We start from the raw sequence: 18,240 nt of genomic DNA on the forward strand, positions 1-18,240 counted from the left end.
GTTATTGATTATTTAAATGTTAGCTGCAAGCCAATGTTGAAAGTTCTTTGCAGCGGATAGCTCATACCAGCTCCTCCACCCATTTCGGGATCCCACAATTTGAATGCAGAGAAGGTGGCAAGGTTGGTTGCACTGGCGTAAACACGGCCAAACTTAAATTTATACCCCACCTCAAGGCTCTTCAAACGAAGGAATGCCGCATTGCGTAACCAATAGGTAGACCCCTGCATATTATTGCTGTTGTTATACTTAGTTAGGCGTGGATAGCGTGCATTGGGGTTCTGATTGTCTTTTCCCCAATAGTCGTCAGCAATCCATTGCAGCACATTCTTCTTGCTTTGTGTACCAAATGGTTCGAAACCACTCATCATCAAGCTTACGTTAGCTTGTCCTTGGAAGAAGAAAGAGAAGTCCCATTTTTTGTAAGAAATAGAAGGACCGAAGCCGTAAATGATTTCGGGCACGTGGGGATAGCCCAATTGTACACGGTCGTTAGCGTCAATCTTGTTGTCGTACTCACCATTTTGGTCGGGTTGGTCAACATATTTCACGTCACCAGGAGCAATAGCAATATTGCCAATTGTTGATTTTGCGCTGTTGGCAATGTCGGCATCGTCGATGTAAAGCCCATTAGCCACATAACCCATATAGGTGTTTAGGCTTCTGCCTACTTGTCTCAGAGCAGGACGCGTGTCGGCTGCTTCATCATATTCAAGCACCTTGTTGCGTGCGAAAGTAAATGTTCCGCGGAACTCAACAGAAAGGTCTTTGGTGATATTCTTACCATAATCGGCAGCCAAATCAATACCCCAGTTCTTTACTTTGGCCAAGTTGCCATAGATTACGGTAGATGCGGTACCGAAATAGTTAGGTACCGATCCCTTCTGTTGGAAGATGTTGCTACGTATTTCGCGGAAGGCATCAACGGTAAGTTTAATATCCATCACGTTCAAATCAAAGCCCACATTGAGTTTATGGCCCACTTCCCAAGTCAGTTTATTGTTTTCAAAACGCTTGAATACAGGGCCTTTAAGTTCTCTAGTCTGTCCACCATAACCCGAAGTGAAACCTGGACTCTGTCCTAATTCTACAATGGCTTGATAAGCAAAACGCTGATCTTTTACTTGGTCGTTACCAACCAAACCATAAGAAGCACGCAGTTTCAATTGCTTAACGGTATTCTTAAGTGGTTCGAAGAAAGGTTCTTCGCTAACATTCCATCCCAAAGAGATAGATGGGAAGAAGCCCCAACGATGCCCCTTAGCAAAACTTTCTGAACCATTGTAACCCGCATTCACTTCCACCATGTAACGATACTTATAATCGTAAGAAAGACGTGCAGCCAAACCCATACGCCTCTTTGGGAGTGAAGACAAGAAGTTAGAGTTTACATTCGAGTTATATTCGTCGATATTAAACAACAGCATACCGCTTAAAGTATGGTCACCAAAAGCGCGATTATAATCTGCAAATGCTTGGAAATAATATCTACGGTCACCGGAAGTGCTAAAGAAGTTATTCAAAATATACTTTTCAGGAACAGCAATAGGCTTCACAGTCATATCGTATCCACCCTCAACTGATGGGTTAGCAGCATAATCAGTAAGCTGATAGCGGTTGTAATTCTGCACTCGATATTTATTATTATGCGACCAGTTCTTGAAAGAGAACAACGCCTTAAACGACAAGCCTTTGGTAATAAAGTCGAGTTTTTGGTCGAAATTGATGTTTGCTACCACCGTGCTTGAGAACTCATCACGATACCCAGTAGTTGCCGAAGCCACGGGGTTAACAGGATTATAGTTTCCAGCCAGCAAGCCTCCCCAGCGATACCACGCTTCACCTTGCTTGGGATAGGTGATGGGGAAGTCAACGGGATTGGTTCCCATGATGGCATTGAACACTTCTCCAACACCGCCACCATCTTTATTTGTAAGCATACCATGCATATTGGTAAGTTGCACATTGAGGTGAAGCGACAGCTTAGAGTTCTTAGAGATGTTGAAATCTACGTTGTTTTGGAAGGCATACTTCATGTAGCTGGTAGCATTGTCGTAAGAGAAATACTTACTAGACACGTCTTTGAGCATGCTGGTTTCGTGGCTTGCATTGATGTTCATGAAGTAAGTAATCTTCGAAGTACCACCACGAACATTGAAATTGGCACGTTGATTCCAAGTTGCACTCTTGAAAAGCTCGTTATACCAGTCAACGTTAGGATATACATAGGGGTTAAGTCCTTGCATTGTTCCGTTGATTTTATCGTCCGAATAAAGCAAGTCGCCCGACATTTGATTTCTTACAGCCTCGTTGTACATGCGCATAAAGGTAACACCGTCAACAGTTTTTGGCACCTTAGTGGGTGTGTTCACCCAGCTTTCTACGCGCACACCGATAACAGGGCGGTCGAGGTCGGCTCCCGATTTGGTTTTAATGATGAGCACACCGTTAGCACCACGTGTACCATACATGGCCGTAGCGGTTGCATCTTTCAACACAGAGAAGCTCTCAATGATTTCGGGGTCGATGGCATTCAGGTCGCCTTGAGAAATCTCAACACCATCCATTACGATGAGCGGAGACGTTGCACCACTCATAGTAGAGACACCACGCACAAAGAAGTTAGCGCCATTGTTGCCAGGTTCGCCACTACGCTGATAGGCAATAACACCCGACAGTCTACCCGCAAAGGCAGTAGAAAGGCTTGTTGCAGGCACTTTCAGGTCGGTTGGTCTAACTGTTTGGATAGAACCAGTAACGGTTTCTTTCTTCTGAGCCGTACCGAAAGCCGTAATAACAGCGCCTTCCAGCATCTGAGCTTGGTCAGAAAGCGTAATGGTTAACACCTTTACATCGGTAACTTTGATTTTCTTACTGGTGTATCCCAAGTAAGAAACCTCAAGCGTTGCACCCTTTGACGCACGGATTTCAAAGCGTCCATCAACATCGGTGGTAGTTCCATCGTTTGTACCAGCCACTTTAATAGTGGCTCCCACTAGCGGTTCGCCGGTGTTTGAGTCGGTTACTACACCCACGATTTTTGGTGAAGAACTGTTTTGAGCAGGCAAAACTGATGCCGTCAATCCATTAGGAGTGGCAGCAACACTAGCCAAAGGCATACCAAGCGGCCATGCGCTGGCATAAGCTTTAGCCTGCAAAGATGGGGCGAGCATTAGCAAAGCCGCTCCCGACACAGTACAACACAACTTCTTAGTCAAGGTTGTTTGTGATTGCATAATGTGGTTTTAGTTTATGATTGTAACTTTTTAAAATGATTTGTCTAATCTTGTAGCCATTTATTTCAAGGCAGGGCGCAAATAATTTCCTATTGTCATCTAGTAGAGAATTGCCTTGCAAAAGTAATTAAAATTCTTATTCTATCCGATGTTTTATTAATTAATTTATTATTAAACCGTTAATTTTAGTTAATCAACTCTAATGAAAAGCACTCCTTTTAAACAGATACTACAACTAAACAAATGAAAATCAAGACCCTAATACATAAATCTTATCCAACCATAAGCAAACTAAAAAAACATACTTCCGCGTTAAAAATACTATCGAACTTAAAAAGCTGTTCGCAAAACCCTATCATCAAAAGACGCTTGTTTAGCATCTAACCTTTACAATTTTTTCACCAGCTTTATTCTTCAACATCAGCCATCCTCTGTTTTCCCTTTCTTTTCCATCTTTGCCCTTCACTTTATTCCCCTATTTACGCAATCACACCAGCCTCAACACCGCTCACGTATTGTCCACATCTGCAAATCGCTCTATATATTATAATGTGTAGTACAAACAACACGCTCCATCTCCTACCCTAATCATGAGCGTAAACACAAAAAACAGCCATTATAGTGTTAAAGGATGGAGTTATCGTAGGTAAAGACCCTGGAGACAAAAACATCGTCGCACATACCAACAATAAGCCCCTTCAAACCACAATTCAGGTTTGAAGGGGCTTATTGCAAAGTGGCTTTTTTAGACAGCCTTGCAGCCTGCGCCCACTAAAACAAAAGCCATAAAAGCAAAGCAACTGGCGTTAGAGGGTATTTGGAAAGAAAAGACAAGTCACCAAGAGACTACAAATCACTTAATTTCGCCCGTTTTATAAAAGTGGAGCAGGCTAATATTAAGGATGGCCAAATATTTACTCTGCAATTCGTTTTGCTGAGCAGAAACAAGATTGTTTTTTCCCGTCATCAATTCGATGATATTTTTCATTCCAAGATTAAACTGTTCGTTCAACAAATCAAAACTTTGCTGCGCACTCTCAACACTAATCCTTGCCGCCTTATACTTATTTTGGTTATTGGTGGCCTGCAACCAACAGTCTTCTATATTCGAATAAAGCGTTGTTTTCTTGTCTTGTAGGTCGAGCAATGAGTTTTGTTTACCAATCAACGCCTTACTAACGGCCGAGCGTTTATTGTGATTGTCAAAGATAGGAATGCTTAAAGAGAGACCAGCGCCCATGTCGAAATTGGTTTTTATCTGCGTGCCCCACGCAGCATCGCTCATAGACGAGGTGCTGGTGCCGAAGCTAGCGCCAAGACTTAGCGTTGGTAGGTTTTGGGCTTTAGCCATCTTAATATTCAATTCTGATGCGTCGATGGCTAGTTGTGCGGCTTTCAACTCAGGTCTCCAGCTAATGGCTTGGGCATAAACCTCGCTCACAGCAGGTATAGCCTGCAGGGCCATATCGTCGGTTGTGGCAGGTACAGCCACTTCAAAAGGCGTGTCGTCGGTTATTTGCAACAGCTGTTTAAGCTGGCGTTTAAAGTCGGCCAAGGTGCTTTGTGCGGCCAGTACATTATATTCTTCTTGTGCCCTTTGGGCAGTGAGCTGAGCCAAATCGGCCTTACTAATCTTACCCACATCAAACATTTCCTTACCTCTCTCTTCGTTTCGGGTGCTCGTTTCCAACGACTGCTTGTTCACATTGATGGCCTCCGCCGTATACAAGATTTGTACATAAAGCTGAGCGATGCGCTCTTGAATGGTGGTAGCCGACACCATTTCTTCGGCTTGAGCCTTGTTTGCCTCCAGCTTATTGAGTGCAATGGTGTTGCGGTTGCGGTTTCCATTCCACACGGTCCATTGAGCATTAACCGCATAAGAGCCATTATAGAACACCTTATCCACACTCGACTGCACGTAACCATTAGACACACGAGCCTGCCCAGTTTCGGGCCAAGGGCGATAGTTCACGTTTTGCGAGGTGGAAGCCGACAACGAAGGCAAGAGGTCGGACTTGCTTCTCAGCACATCTTCTTCGGCAGTTTTCACGGCAAGCCGTTGCTTTTGCAGACTGATATTGTGCTGCATGGCATAGCTAATGCAGTCTTTCAATGTCCATTGGTGAGTTTGGGCAAAGAGCATGGTGGGCAAGGCGAAGAGTACGCCAAGGCTTAATATCCATTTCTTCATTATATATTGTGCTTTATTGTTGATTGCGCCTTGCGGCATTTTACGTTAGTTGTAGGTTGTATGTAGACATTGAGGGGTGAATGAGGTTGTTTGCCAACAGCTACACTTCATGTGAGTGCGCTTCATACGCCCTTTTATGCTTGTACGCAGGATGTTATTATGTAAGTTTAGACACAAAAAACGGCTAAAAAGTTTACATTCGGCACTGGGTTTAACAATAATTTATGGTTGGGTTAATGCCATTGTATTGTAGCGAAACATTGCAAGAGATGCAAAAAGGCGAACAACCAAAAGGCTAGGCATCGCCAAAAGGCAAACGAAACTTGCAGCCCGCCTTCCAATTGCTGCACCCATAGGCGCCTTTACCTTTGACAATCTGTCCTTGCTGACACTGTGGACATAACGTGCCCACAATGCTATCGTTGGCAGGCAGCGCTTGAAGAGATTGGCTTTGAGGCTCACTTTGCTTCTTTGTTGCAGCAGGAGATTTAGTTTTAGGGGTCGTGGTTTTCTTCTTAACGATAGTTTTTTTCAAGTCGTCTTCGGTGGTGATGGTGATTTGACGATGAGAGTTATCGCCCAACACCTCGTTAACAATTTCGGTAATCTGCACCTTCAGTTCGTTAACAAACTGCTGAGCGTCGTACTTACCATGTTCGATGTCGCGCAATTTCTTTTCCCAAATACCCGTCAATTCGCAACTTTTGAGCAGTTCTTCGCGAATGATGCCAATCAATTCAATACCAGTTTTAGTGGGCAAAAGGTTTTTACGCTCACGGCGGATATAGTGTCGCTTAAACAAAGTCTCGATAATGCCAGCGCGCGAAGAAGGTCGGCCAATGCCGTTTTCTTTCAGTGCACTGCGTAATTCCTCATCATCAACAAACTTTCCAGCCGTTTCCATTGCACGCAAGAGCGTGGCCTCGGTGTAGAACTTTGGCGGAACAGTCCACTTTTCGCTCAAGGTAGGTGTGTGTGGCCCCTTTTCTCCCTTGGTAAAAGTGGGCAACGTGCTTTCTTCGGCCGCTGGTTTAGGGTTGTCTTCATCATTATTGGTGTTGTTGGCATCCTTACTATAGAGCATGCGCCATCCCTGTTCAAGAATTTCCTTACCCGTGGCTTTGAGTTCAACATCGTCTACCTTACCCGTAACGGCAGTGGTAGAAAACTTGCAATCGGGATAAAACACCGAGATAAAACGACGTGTAACCAAGTCGTACACATTGCTCTCCATATCCGAAAGCCCTCCTGCAGCAACGCCTGTGGGTATGATGGCATGGTGGTCGGTAACCTTTGAGGAGTCGAACACCTTCTTACTTTTGTTTAAAGGCTTACCCATCAGTGGCTGGGTAAACTCTTCGTATCCCCTCACACCTTTTAATATAAGCGGACATTTGGGGTAGATATCATCACTAAGATATTGGGTGTCAACGCGTGGATAGGTGGTAAGCTTCTTCTCGTAGAGGCTTTGAATGAGGTTGAGCGTGGTTTCGGCCGAATAGCCAAACTTGCGATTACACTCCACTTGCAGCGAGGTAAGGTCGAAAAGATGGGGCGGAGCCTCGGTTCCTTTCTTCTTAACCACATCCGTAATTTCAAAATCTTTATTGGCAATGGTGGCAAAGGCGCGTTCTCCCTCTTCCTTGTTGGTGAATTTTCCAGTTGTGGCGGTGAACAAGGTGTCGCGATAGATGGTTGAAAGCACCCAATAAGCCTCGGGTTTAAAATTATCTATCTCGTATTGCCGATTAACAATGAGGGCCAAAGTAGGTGTTTGCACACGCCCAATGCTTAGCACTTGTCGGTTTTGTCCGTACTTTAGGGTGTAGAGTCGCGTGGCATTCATGCCCAGAATCCAATCACCAATGGCACGACTAAGTCCTGCAAGATAAAGCGGTTGGTATTCGCTTTGGTCTTTAAGATTGGCAAAACCCTGTTTGATGGCCTCCTCTGTGAGCGACGAAATCCACAACCGCTTCACGGGACATTTAGCTTGCGCCTTCTGCATCACCCATCGTTGAATGAGTTCGCCCTCCTGTCCGGCATCACCGCAGTTCACAATCTCGTCGGCATTTTGCATCAAACGTTCAATCACTTGAAATTGTTTTTCGATACCACGGTCTTCAATTAGCTTAATGCCGAAGCGTTGAGGTATCATGGGGAGTGCCCCCAGACTCCACCTTTTCCAATTATCGGTGTAGTCGTTGGGTTCTTTTAGGGTGCAGAGGTGTCCAAAAGTCCAGGTCACCTGATACCCATTTCCCTCCATATATCCATCGCGTTGAGCAGTTGCGCCAATCACAGAGGCGATGTCGCGTGCCACACTAGGTTTCTCGGCTATACAAACTATCATCTTGTTTTATCGAATTACGACTACAAAGTTAGGAATTTTATTTATAATATGGTGCCAGCTTGATGGGCTAACTGTATTTGAGGCATTGGCAAAAAGCATTTTTTAGCGAAGAAAAAAACTAAAAGACAAGGCAGAAACGAGGGTGAACTGATAAAAGAATGCTAACTTTGTGGGTGCATAATATGTTGAACCCCTAAAAACAACCATGCAAATGAACTTTCTAGAATTGACAAAAGAACGCTATTCAACACGCGCCTTCAGTGCGCAAGCGGTGGAAGAAGAAAAGATAAACTATCTTTTGGAATGTGCAAGACGTGCTCCCTCGGCTTGCAACAAACAACCATGGCACTTCGTTGTGGCAGAAACAGCAGAAGCCCGAAACAAAGTGCAGCAATGTTATAACCGCGATTGGATAAAACAAGCCCCACTATACATTATTATATATGCGGCAAACGAACAAGCCTGGAGGCGTGAAGAGGATGAAAAAAACCACGCCGACATCGATGCGGCCATTGCCACAGAGCACATTTGTCTGGCTGCATCGGCCTTAGAACTAGGCAGTTGCTGGGTGTGTAACTTTGATGTGAAGGCTCTGCAAGCAGCATTCCCCCTCGGTGAACAATGGCATCCCGTGGCCATCTTGCCAATTGGCTACCCAGCAAACACACCTAACAAACCATCACCACGCAAAGAAATGAGCCAAATAACGTCTCGTTTCTAACCTTGAACAGCCATCCAAAAACATCCCTAAAACACTAAAAAGCGCGATTAAAAGCCTTGAAATGTTTAATAGTCGCGCTTTTTTACAAATTTAAACAGAGTATCAAAAAGACAATTGACATACGCAAACAATAAATTCGTGTTATCTTGTTAAAGGCATTTTCGTTACTATTTGCAACATATTTTACATTTGCAATATATTTCATTACAAAATCATTAAACCCATCGCCCTTTGTTAGCGAAAAATAACTACAAAAAAATTTGGCGGGGAAAGCAAAAAAAACTATCTTCGCACCATCAACTACCTGATGACAATTAAAGCGCGTTCTAAAAACCTCCCCTAATGGATAAAAGGCTTGAACCTAGCAACACCTTGCTAACTTCCTGATGAAAAATGACTAACAAAACAACAGAAAGGAAAAGCAAAAGAAGCCAAGCAAAAGCCCAGCACCATGAAGGGCTAGAAAAGAACAATGATTTCTGCACCGCAGAAGCATTTCAGCGCACGCCACAGATTAGTCTATATAACTAAAAACATAAACAGATATGAAGAAGTACAATTTCAATGCCGGTCCCTCAATCCTACCTAGAGAAGTTATCGAGAACACGGCGAAGCAAGTTTTAGACTTTAATGGTTCTGGACTTTCTCTGATGGAGATTAGCCACAGAGCAAAGGATTTTCAACCTGTTCTTGATGAGGCCGTTGCCTTAATCAAAGAATTGCTCAACGTTCCCGAAGGATATTCTGTTATTTTCCTCGGTGGCGGTGCTTCGTTACAGTTCACCCAAGTGCCTTGCAACTTCCTTATTAAGAAGGCTGCTTATCTCAATACTGGTGTTTGGGCTAAAAAATCAATGAAAGAAGCTAAGCTTTATGGCGAAGTTGTGGAAGTAGCAACATCGGCTGATGCTAACTTTACTTACATTCCTAAGGTGTTTGACATCCCCACAGATGCCGACTACCTACACGTTACAACCAATAACACTATCTACGGAACTGAAATCCGCAAAGAAATAGACTCACCCATCCCACTTATTGGTGACATGTCGTCAGACATTTTCAGCCGCCCCGTTGACGTATCTAAATACGATTGTATCTACGCTGGTGCGCAAAAGAACTTGGCTATGGCTGGTGTTACCGTTATCATCGTGAAAGATGAGAAGCTGGGTCGCGCTCCTCGCCAAATCCCAACCATGCTCGACTATCGCACACATGTTGACAAGGGTTCGATGTTTAACACGCCGCCCGTTGTTCCTATCTACTGTGCACTCGAAACACTTCGCTGGATTAAGAAGTCGGGTGGCGTTGAAGCAATGGACAAAAAGGCTATCGAAAGAGCGAAGATTATCTATGATGAAATCGACCGCAACCGCTTATTCCGTGGCACCGTTAAGGAAGAAGACCGCTCATTGATGAACATCTGCTTCGTTATGAACGAAGACTTCGCCGAACTGGAGAAGCCTTTCATGGAGTTTGCAACCCAAAAGGGTATGGTGGGCATCAAGGGTCACCGCGATGTTGGTGGCTTCCGTGCTAGCTGCTATAACGCTATGAGCATCGAAGGCGCTGAAGCATTTGCTGCTTGCATGAAAGAGTTCGAAGCAAAACTCTAAGCTACATATAGATTTTCGTATTCAATTAGGTGGGTCTGGGGTCGCAGTCAGACCTAGACCCACACTTTTTTACCTAACTAAATAACTGTTTTCCTTATGAGGGTACTTGTTGCTACCGAGAAACCTTTTGCCGCCAACGCGGTTAAAGCCATTAAAGAAGAAATTGAAAAAGCAGGACACGAACTTGTTTTGCTAGAAAAATATACAGAACTTGCTCAATTGCTCGACGCAGTGAAAGATGTTGAAGCCATGATTGTGCGCTCCGACAAAATTACTCCCGAGATTATGGACGCTGCTCCTAAATTGAAAGTTATCGTTAGAGCTGGTGCTGGCTACGACTCAATCGACACTGCTTATGCCAAAGAGAAAGGTATTATCGTAGAAAACACTCCTGGACAAAACGCTAACGCTGTTGCTGAGCTTGTTCTTGGTTTGCTTGTTTATGCCGTTAGAGCTTTTTATAATGGCAAGTCGGGTTCAGAACTCATCGGTAAGAAACTGGGGTTGCTGGCTTTTGGAAATGTTGGACGCAACGTGGCTCGCATCGCCAAAGGCTTCGGAATGGACGTTTACGCTTACGATGCTTTCTGCCCTGCCAACGTTATCGAAGAGGCTGGCGTGCACGCTGTGGCTAGCCAAGAAGCTCTGTTCGAGCAATGCAACATCGTGAGCTTGCACATCCCCGCAACTCCCGAAACAAAACAAAGCATCAACTACGCACTCGTAAATCGCTTACCTAAAGGTGGTATCCTAGTAAACACCGCTCGTAAGGAGGTTATTAATGAGCCCGAGCTGCTCAAATTGATGACTGAACGCGAAGATTTGAAGTTTGTTACCGACATCAAACCCGACGCTGATGCCGACTTTGCTAAGCTGGAAGGAAGATATTTCAGCACACCTAAGAAGATGGGTGCACAAACAGCAGAGGCTAACTTCAATGCTGGACTGGCTGCAGCCAAGCAGATTAATGCATACTTCGCTGATGGATGCACCAAGTTCCAAGTAAACAAATAATACACGAACTATGGCAACGATAAGACCATTTAAAGGTATCCGCCCCCCAAAAGACTTGGTTGAGAAGGTGGAATCGCGTCCCTACGACGTACTTAGCTCTGAAGAGGCTCGCGTAGAAGCTGGCGATAACGAAATGAGCTTGTATCATATCATTAAACCAGAAATTGATTTCTCACCCGAAACCTCGGAATACGACCCCAAAGTTTACGAGCAAGCAGCCAACAACTTCAAAAAATTCCAAGATAAGGGATGGCTGGTGCAAGACGAAAAACCCTCGTATTACATTTACGCACAAACCATGAACGGCAAAACGCAGTATGGTTTGGTGGTGGGTGCATTCGTTGACGACTATCTCAACGGAACGATTAAGAAGCACGAACTGACTCGTAAGGACAAGGAAGAAGACCGCATGAAGCATGTTCGCGTGAACGACGCCAACATTGAACCTGTATTCTTTGCCTATCCTGATAATAAGGTTCTCGACGAACTCATCAACAAATACGTTAAGAACCACGCTCCCGAATACGATTTTATTGCACCTATCGACGGCTTCGGACACCAATTCTGGGTTATCAGCGATGCTAACGACATCGACGTTATCACAAAAGAATTCGCCAAGATGCCCGCTCTTTACATCGCCGACGGACACCATCGTTCGGCAGCTGCCGCTCTTGTTGGCGCAGAAAAGGCTAAGAACAACTCTAATCATAAGGGTGACGAGGAGTATAATTACTTCATGGCTGTGTGTTTCCAAGCATCACAACTCACCATCTTAGACTATAACCGCGTGGTGAAAGACCTTAACGGACTTACTTCTGCTCAATTCTTGGAGAAGCTGGAACAAAACTTTGATGTTAAAAAGATGGGTAAAGAAATGTATCATCCCACGGGATTGCACAATTTCTCACTCTATCTTGACGGAGAATGGTACAGCCTCACGGCAAAGAAAGGCACGTATAACGATGCCGACCCCATTGGCGTGCTCGACGTTGATATTTCTAGCCGGCTTATACTCGATGAGATTTTGGGCATCAAAGACCTTCGTACCGACAAGCGCATCGACTTCGTGGGTGGCATTCGTGGTCTAAACGAACTGAAAGAACGCGTTGATAGTGGCGAAATGAAGATGGCTTTGGCACTATATCCTGTATCGATGCAACAGATTATGGACATCGCCGACAGCGGTAAGATTATGCCACCAAAGGCTACTTGGTTCGAACCTAAACTGCGCTCGGGCCTTGTTATACATAAACTTAGCGACTAACACACCTACACTTTATGGCCGTGGACAAGCTTTTGCGTGCGCTATTAAGCGCAGAAAGCTGTCCACGGCTTGTTTTGCTCTATACCTAAAGACAAATTCACACATAAACACATTGCTTTTATATCCAATAACCTGAAAAAATAGTATTAATTGAACTTTTTAAGATTACTGAAACACCAAGAAATACTAGAAACGCCGAATACACCTAGAAACACAAGTTTTCCCCTATAACTCATCAACACTCCAAACAAACTATCAACTTTCTTCGCCTTATCATTCTTTTTGTATTAACTTTGCAAGGTGCCCTTTATATTTCTGCATGGGCATGCTGCAACACATAAAAAGGATGAACGACGAATACAAAACCATCGACAATATAGGACAAGGGGTTTACACCGAGAAGCGAAGTAAGTTTTTGGCCTATGCACATCCCGTGAACTCGATTGAGCAAATAAAAGACCTGCTGGCCAACTATCGTAAACAACATTACGATGCTCGGCACGTGTGCTATGCCTACATGCTTGGCCCTGAGCGACTGGATTTCAGAGCCAACGACGATGGCGAACCTAGCAGCACGGCTGGCAAGCCCATACTCGGACAAATTAACAGTCGCGAACTAACCAACATACTCGTGGTGGTGGTGCGCTATTATGGTGGCGTAAACCTTGGTACGGGCGGGCTTATCGTTGCTTATCGCACAGCTGCTGCACTAGCCATCGACAACACACCTGCGGTAAGTAAGCTGATAGAAGAAATCGTTACTTTCTCCTTTCCCTATGTGATGATGAACAGTGTGATGCGTGTTGTAAAGGAGTCGGACGCTCAAATTGTGTCTACCGACTTCGAAAACACCTGCGAAATAAAGTTGAGCATTGTGCGTTCAAAGGCTGAAGAGCTTCGCAACCGACTTAAAAAATTGTCTTTTCAATAGCCTTTTCAACGTCGCAGCAAACTAAGAGACAGCGATTTTCACCATTTCAAACAAACATCTTCAATCATACAATAATACAATATCGCCTAAGCCCACACGCAAAAGAGGCTACATTCTTAAACAATATTACATCCGCAAAGGCTGTTTTTACGTATATTTTGACTAATTTTGCACGAAAACATTAATAGGAAATGAAAAAAACAATGATGATAGCCACTCTTTTGGCTACCATGTTGCTAGCGGGCGCAACCCAACTCCGTGCTGCCTCGCTTCATAGCAAACGAGAATTCAGGGGAGCATGGATACAAACAGTGAACGGACAGTTCACAGGAATGAGCACTGCAGCCATGCAACAAACTCTCAAACAACAACTCGACGAGCTACAACGCGATGGTGTTAACGCCATTATCTTTCAGGTACGACCAGAGTGTGATGCCTTTTACGAAAGCAAGATTGAGCCTTGGAGCCGATTCTTGACTGGCGTTCAGGGCCAAGCACCCCTACCCTATTGGGACCCACTCAAATGGATGATTGCCCAATGTCATCGCCGAGGCATGGAACTTCATGCATGGATAAATCCCTATCGGGCCAAAACTGCTGGTACAAAGGCATTGGCTCGCAACCACGTGGCTGCGCTCTATCCCAACAGAACCTTTGCATACAACGGACAATTAATTCTCAATCCCGGTTTGCCTGAGAACCGCGAACACATCTGTCGTGTGGTAGACGATATCGTAACGCGTTATGATGTTGACGGTATTCATATAGACGACTATTTTTATCCTTACCCTGCCGCTGGACAAACAATTGCCGACGACCAGGAATTTAGACGCTATGGCGGCGGATTTGCCAACAAAAACGACTGGCGAAGAAACAATGTGAGCGCCTTTGTACAGCAACTAGGACAAACAATCAAAGATAGAAAACCTTGGGTTAAGTTCGGTGTGTCGCCGTTTGGCATCTACCGTAACAAAAAGTCCGACCCTGTTAACGGCAGCGCAACAAGTGGGTTACAAAACTACGACGACCTTTACGCCGACGTTCTCTTATGGGTAAACAAAGGATGGGTTGACTATTGCGTGCCACAACTGTATTGGAAGATTGGCCATCCAGCTGCCGACTACCAAACACTGGCCATCTGGTGGAATAAATATGCTGGCAACCGACCACTCTACATTGGAGAAAGTGTGGAGAAAACGGTTAAAGAACCCGACCTCAAGAACCCTGCCACCAACCAGATGGAGGCTAAATTTAAGTTGCGCAGAATGCTACCCAACGTGCAAGGTGCTGTGCTTTGGTATGCTAAAGCTGTGGCCGACAACATGGGAAGCTACGGAACTGCACTCCGAACTTACTATTGGAAGACGCCAGCTCTGCAACCGCTTATGCCTTTTATCGACCACAAACGCCCCAAAAAACCTAAACACCTTGAGGCTGTATGGACAGAAGATGGGCTTGTTCTGTTCTGGGAAGAACCCAAAGGCAAACGCTGGGGCGACTTCGCACAAAAGTATGTGGTGTATCGCTTTGCTCCTGGAGAGGATATCGACATTGAGAATCCTGCTAAGATAGTGGCTATCACTCACGACAAATGGATTAAATTGCCCTACAACAAAGGCGAAGTGAAATACACTTACGTGGTTACGGCCCTAGACAGAATGAGCAACGAGAGCCGTAAGGCTAAAAAGAAGGTGTTGTTGTAGGCTTGTTGGGCCGCAAATGCCTTTTGCACACCACTATTCTCCCCCTGCTGCGCTGTTGCGTTCACAGGTTGAGCGCCTCAGCACACAAACACCTCTAGTCTTAATCGTGGTGCAACAAACAAACAACGTCTGAGATTTTTCTCTACATACACGCTTTTTGCGGGCCATATAGGCTGCTCGAAAATGGCTCATTGCCTTTACGAAGAACTTATGTGGCCCGCATTGTGTATCGAGAGTTAATTCACTGACTGGCTAACAAGTTCACCTTTTAACCACAATCAAAGTTCTATCTTACGCAAAATAAAGTGCAAACAAAGTTTTTTCTGCTAAGAAAACACGCAAAAGCCTCCACGAACACAACCGCCTTCAACCAAGAAAGCAAATCACAACCATGAGTTTATCTCACAACCATTATCCTTTTTACGCCTCCTTCGCCTACTGTTTTCGTTGGTGTTCTTCTCCTCCTTTTACATTTTATTTTCCTCCACCCTACTTTTTCAGGCTTTCCCCCCTTTCATCTTCCACTTTTTTGGGTATATTTGCATTAGATTTAAAACACGAACACAATGGAAATAACCTCTGCGGTGCGCCCATTAGAAACTTTCACCCCTACTCGTGCTGCCGGTCAGCGCGATGTTTTATCGTTAGCTCTCGAGCCAATGCCCCATTTACAAGTAGCATTTGTGGGGGTTGGCGCACGCGGACAGGTGGCCGTAACCCGTTGGTGCCACATCCCAGGGGTGCACATTGCTGCCGTATGCGATGTATCGAAACAAGCGGCCGAAGAGGCTGCACAGCACGTTGAACAACTGGGTAAGCCTCGTCCGGTTGTATATTGGGGCGAAATGGCCTACCGCCAACTATGCCAACAGCAAGGTCTTAACCTCGTGTACGTGTGCACCGACTGGCTTTCGCATGTGCCAATTGCCACTTATGCCATGCAATGCGGCAAATGTGTGGCTGTGGAAGTACCGGCAGCACTCACGCTAAAAGACATTTGGCAGCTTGTGGATACAGCCGAACAAACGCAACAACATTGTATGATGTTGGAGAATGCAGTATACGACCACTTTGAAATGGCTGTGCAACAAATGGCCCACGAAGGACTTTTTGGCGAACTGGTGCATGTGGAGGGTGGCTATGCGCATCCCATTGGCAACCGCTGGACAGCGTGGAGAATGGAGTACAACCGCCTAAATTGTGGTGATGTATATCCCACTCATAGCATCGGACCCGCCTGCCAACTGCTCGATATACATCGAACCGATCGCCTACACTATCTCACAGCCATGCATACCAATGCTTTTTTGGGCAAGCAGGTGTATCAAGAAGTAATGGGAGAGCCTTGCAATAGCTTTGCCAACGGCGACCAAACCTCTACCATGATACGCACCGTGAAGGGCAAAACCATCCTTATTCAGCACAATGTGATGACCCCGCGCCCCTATAATCGCATGTTTCAGGCTGTTGGTACGCAGGGATATGCTGCTAAATACCCCATTCCCGAAATGCTAATTAGCCCCGAAGCAGCCGCCAAACGGGGTCTTGAGATCGACAATAACAACACGCCTCTTACCGATTTGCAAATCGAAACCTTACTCAATCAATATGCCCCGCCCTTCTCGTCCGAAGCCCTTAGTACGGCTAAACAACTCGACTCGCGCGGTGGGATGTCTTACTTTATGGACTTACGCCTAGCTCAATGCCTACAACAAGGCTTGCCCCTAGACATGGATGTGTACGATTTGGCCGAGTGGTGTTGCATTGCCGAACTCTCAAAACTATCTATCGAGCATGGGTCGATGCCCGTAATGATACCCGACTTCACACGCCGCAATGTCTTGCGGTAACCCAATGGGCGAAGTTCCCTCTTGCTCACGGCCGAACATCATCCCCTTTCCGCCTACCCAACCCCACCCATAATCCCTTAAATCCTACATAGAGGCCGTTTGGGCTTTTAATGTTTTATAAATTGAGCGGAGTTTGTTATCTTCGTAATGCCAACAACAAGATAAACATTCCACCATATACGAAGTGCAGAACAAGTAACCCCGCTGGCTTATAATCTAACGGAAGCCCAACAAATTTCAAAACATCAACTCACAAGCTCATCAACTTACCAACCCAGCAACTTACCAACCCATCAACACAAAACTTAAAATTATTGCTTTTATTTTACAAACTCTCTTGATTTTTCGCTCCGTTCTAGCGAAAATCTGGGTTAAAAAGCAGCTAAATAGCCACTATTTCTAGTCTTTCGTGTCTTTTATTTTGTCTATTTTTAAGAATAAAACCACTTTTAGTACCATTTTACCTTTCTAGTTTGGTTAACTGCTCGTATTTTTTCAAGCCCAATTAGCTGCTTTTAACCCCTAAAATCCCACTTTTTAACGACTATTTCGCCCTTTTCAGCCATGTTTTTAATGAATCATAAAGGTTAAATTTATACCATCGCGGTGCATATTTATGCTTTTCACCTCACATTTAGCAGCATCTAGTACTGCATTTAGCACCATTTTACCTTGCGTTTAGCATCAAAACGCACTGCATTTAGCACCAAAACGCACTGCGTTTAGCGGCATATTGCACTACATTTAGCACCAAAACACACTTCATATTGCTGCAATAGCCCCAAAACGGGTGCTAGTAGCGTCCAGTTTAAATAAATATTCATTCCCTCTTCATGTACAACTAACCTCTATTTGCATCAAAACAAACCTCCGCGAGAATCGATTTTTTGCGACAAGGTGGGCGGTTGGTGGATAAAATGGGCACTCACAATGTTAAATTTCCTGCTGAAAATATTACAACGACTAACGACTTAATGGGTGAACAGGTTAACAAGAGGACAAGAGGATAAGTGAACGAGTTAATCGTTCATTTCTCGTTTCTCTAAAAGTGCGTTTTCTCACCATGACAATGTTCGAGCAAACTCAACATTGTTCATTTGGCTTAACGAAAACGTTCATCTTTCATGTTTTTACATCCATTTTGACATAAGAACATAAGAAACATAAAAAAGTCCATCTTCTTTTTCCTCATTATGTGCCACCGAAAAGATGCTTTCAACTTGTAAAGAATGTATTGAAAGAACTCCCTCCAGGTTACCTTTTAAGGCATGGACATGTTTTGCCACAGACGAATGGGCAGAACTTGAGATTTCATCAAATCTTTGTCCAGTACAATCTATTTATTGCGCATCCCTGTTTCT

At 44.7% G+C, this 18,240-nt stretch carries 10 protein-coding genes; 7 read left to right on the top strand and 3 right to left on the bottom strand.

The annotated features are described in order from the left end of the window. Window positions 1–8: 8 nt before the first annotated feature. The 3 genes from QME03_RS04750 to QME03_RS04760 form a co-directional block, all read right to left on the bottom strand. Window positions 9–3,236 carry a SusC/RagA family TonB-linked outer membrane protein gene (locus tag QME03_RS04750; protein WP_281723638.1) on the bottom strand — a complete coding sequence of 1,076 codons (3,228 nt, stop codon included), beginning with the start codon at window positions 3,234–3,236 and terminating at the stop codon, window positions 9–11. A gap of 853 nt (window positions 3,237–4,089) precedes the next feature. Then, on the bottom strand, window positions 4,090–5,430 hold the full coding sequence (locus QME03_RS04755) for a TolC family protein (protein ID WP_281723639.1): 1,341 nt from the start codon (window positions 5,428–5,430) through the stop codon (window positions 4,090–4,092). Window positions 5,431–5,725: 295 nt separating this feature from the next. Then, complete coding sequence (locus tag QME03_RS04760) at window positions 5,726–7,783, bottom strand: DNA topoisomerase 3 (protein ID WP_281723640.1); 2,058 nt, start codon at window positions 7,781–7,783, stop codon at window positions 5,726–5,728. Between the two features lie 211 nt (window positions 7,784–7,994). Here QME03_RS04760 and QME03_RS04765 point away from each other — a divergent pair, with 211 nt between their 5' ends. From QME03_RS04765 to QME03_RS04795, 7 genes are all read left to right on the top strand, one after another. Further along, window positions 7,995–8,504: a nitroreductase family protein gene (locus QME03_RS04765; RefSeq protein ID WP_273146577.1), complete on the top strand. Its 510-nt coding sequence runs from the start codon at window positions 7,995–7,997 to the stop codon at window positions 8,502–8,504. Window positions 8,505–9,049: 545 nt separating this feature from the next. Continuing rightward, window positions 9,050–10,117, top strand: a complete 1,068-nt coding sequence (gene serC, locus QME03_RS04770; RefSeq protein ID WP_273146576.1) for a 3-phosphoserine/phosphohydroxythreonine transaminase — start codon at window positions 9,050–9,052, stop codon at window positions 10,115–10,117. Between the two features lie 96 nt (window positions 10,118–10,213). Further along, entirely contained in the window at window positions 10,214–11,131 is a 918-nt protein-coding gene (locus QME03_RS04775; RefSeq protein ID WP_281723641.1) for an NAD(P)-dependent oxidoreductase, read from the top strand. Window positions 11,132–11,141: 10 nt separating this feature from the next. Further along, the gene (locus tag QME03_RS04780) at window positions 11,142–12,395 is read left to right on the top strand and encodes a DUF1015 domain-containing protein (RefSeq protein WP_025815977.1); all 1,254 of its coding nucleotides are present in this window, start codon (window positions 11,142–11,144) and stop codon (window positions 12,393–12,395) included. Window positions 12,396–12,741: 346 nt separating this feature from the next. Beyond that, the gene (locus QME03_RS04785) at window positions 12,742–13,326 is read left to right on the top strand and encodes an IMPACT family protein (RefSeq protein ID WP_025815976.1); all 585 of its coding nucleotides are present in this window, start codon (window positions 12,742–12,744) and stop codon (window positions 13,324–13,326) included. A gap of 191 nt (window positions 13,327–13,517) precedes the next feature. After that, on the top strand, window positions 13,518–15,029 hold the full coding sequence (locus QME03_RS04790) for a glycoside hydrolase family 10 protein (RefSeq protein ID WP_273146574.1): 1,512 nt from the start codon (window positions 13,518–13,520) through the stop codon (window positions 15,027–15,029). Window positions 15,030–15,595: 566 nt separating this feature from the next. Then, the gene (locus QME03_RS04795; RefSeq protein ID WP_281723642.1) at window positions 15,596–16,879 is read left to right on the top strand and encodes a Gfo/Idh/MocA family protein; all 1,284 of its coding nucleotides are present in this window, start codon (window positions 15,596–15,598) and stop codon (window positions 16,877–16,879) included. Window positions 16,880–18,240: the final 1,361 nt, after the last annotated feature.

Origin of the sequence: Hoylesella shahii, assembly GCF_937990675.1 — a bacterium.
GTDB classification, from domain to species: domain Bacteria; phylum Bacteroidota; class Bacteroidia; order Bacteroidales; family Bacteroidaceae; genus Prevotella; species Prevotella shahii.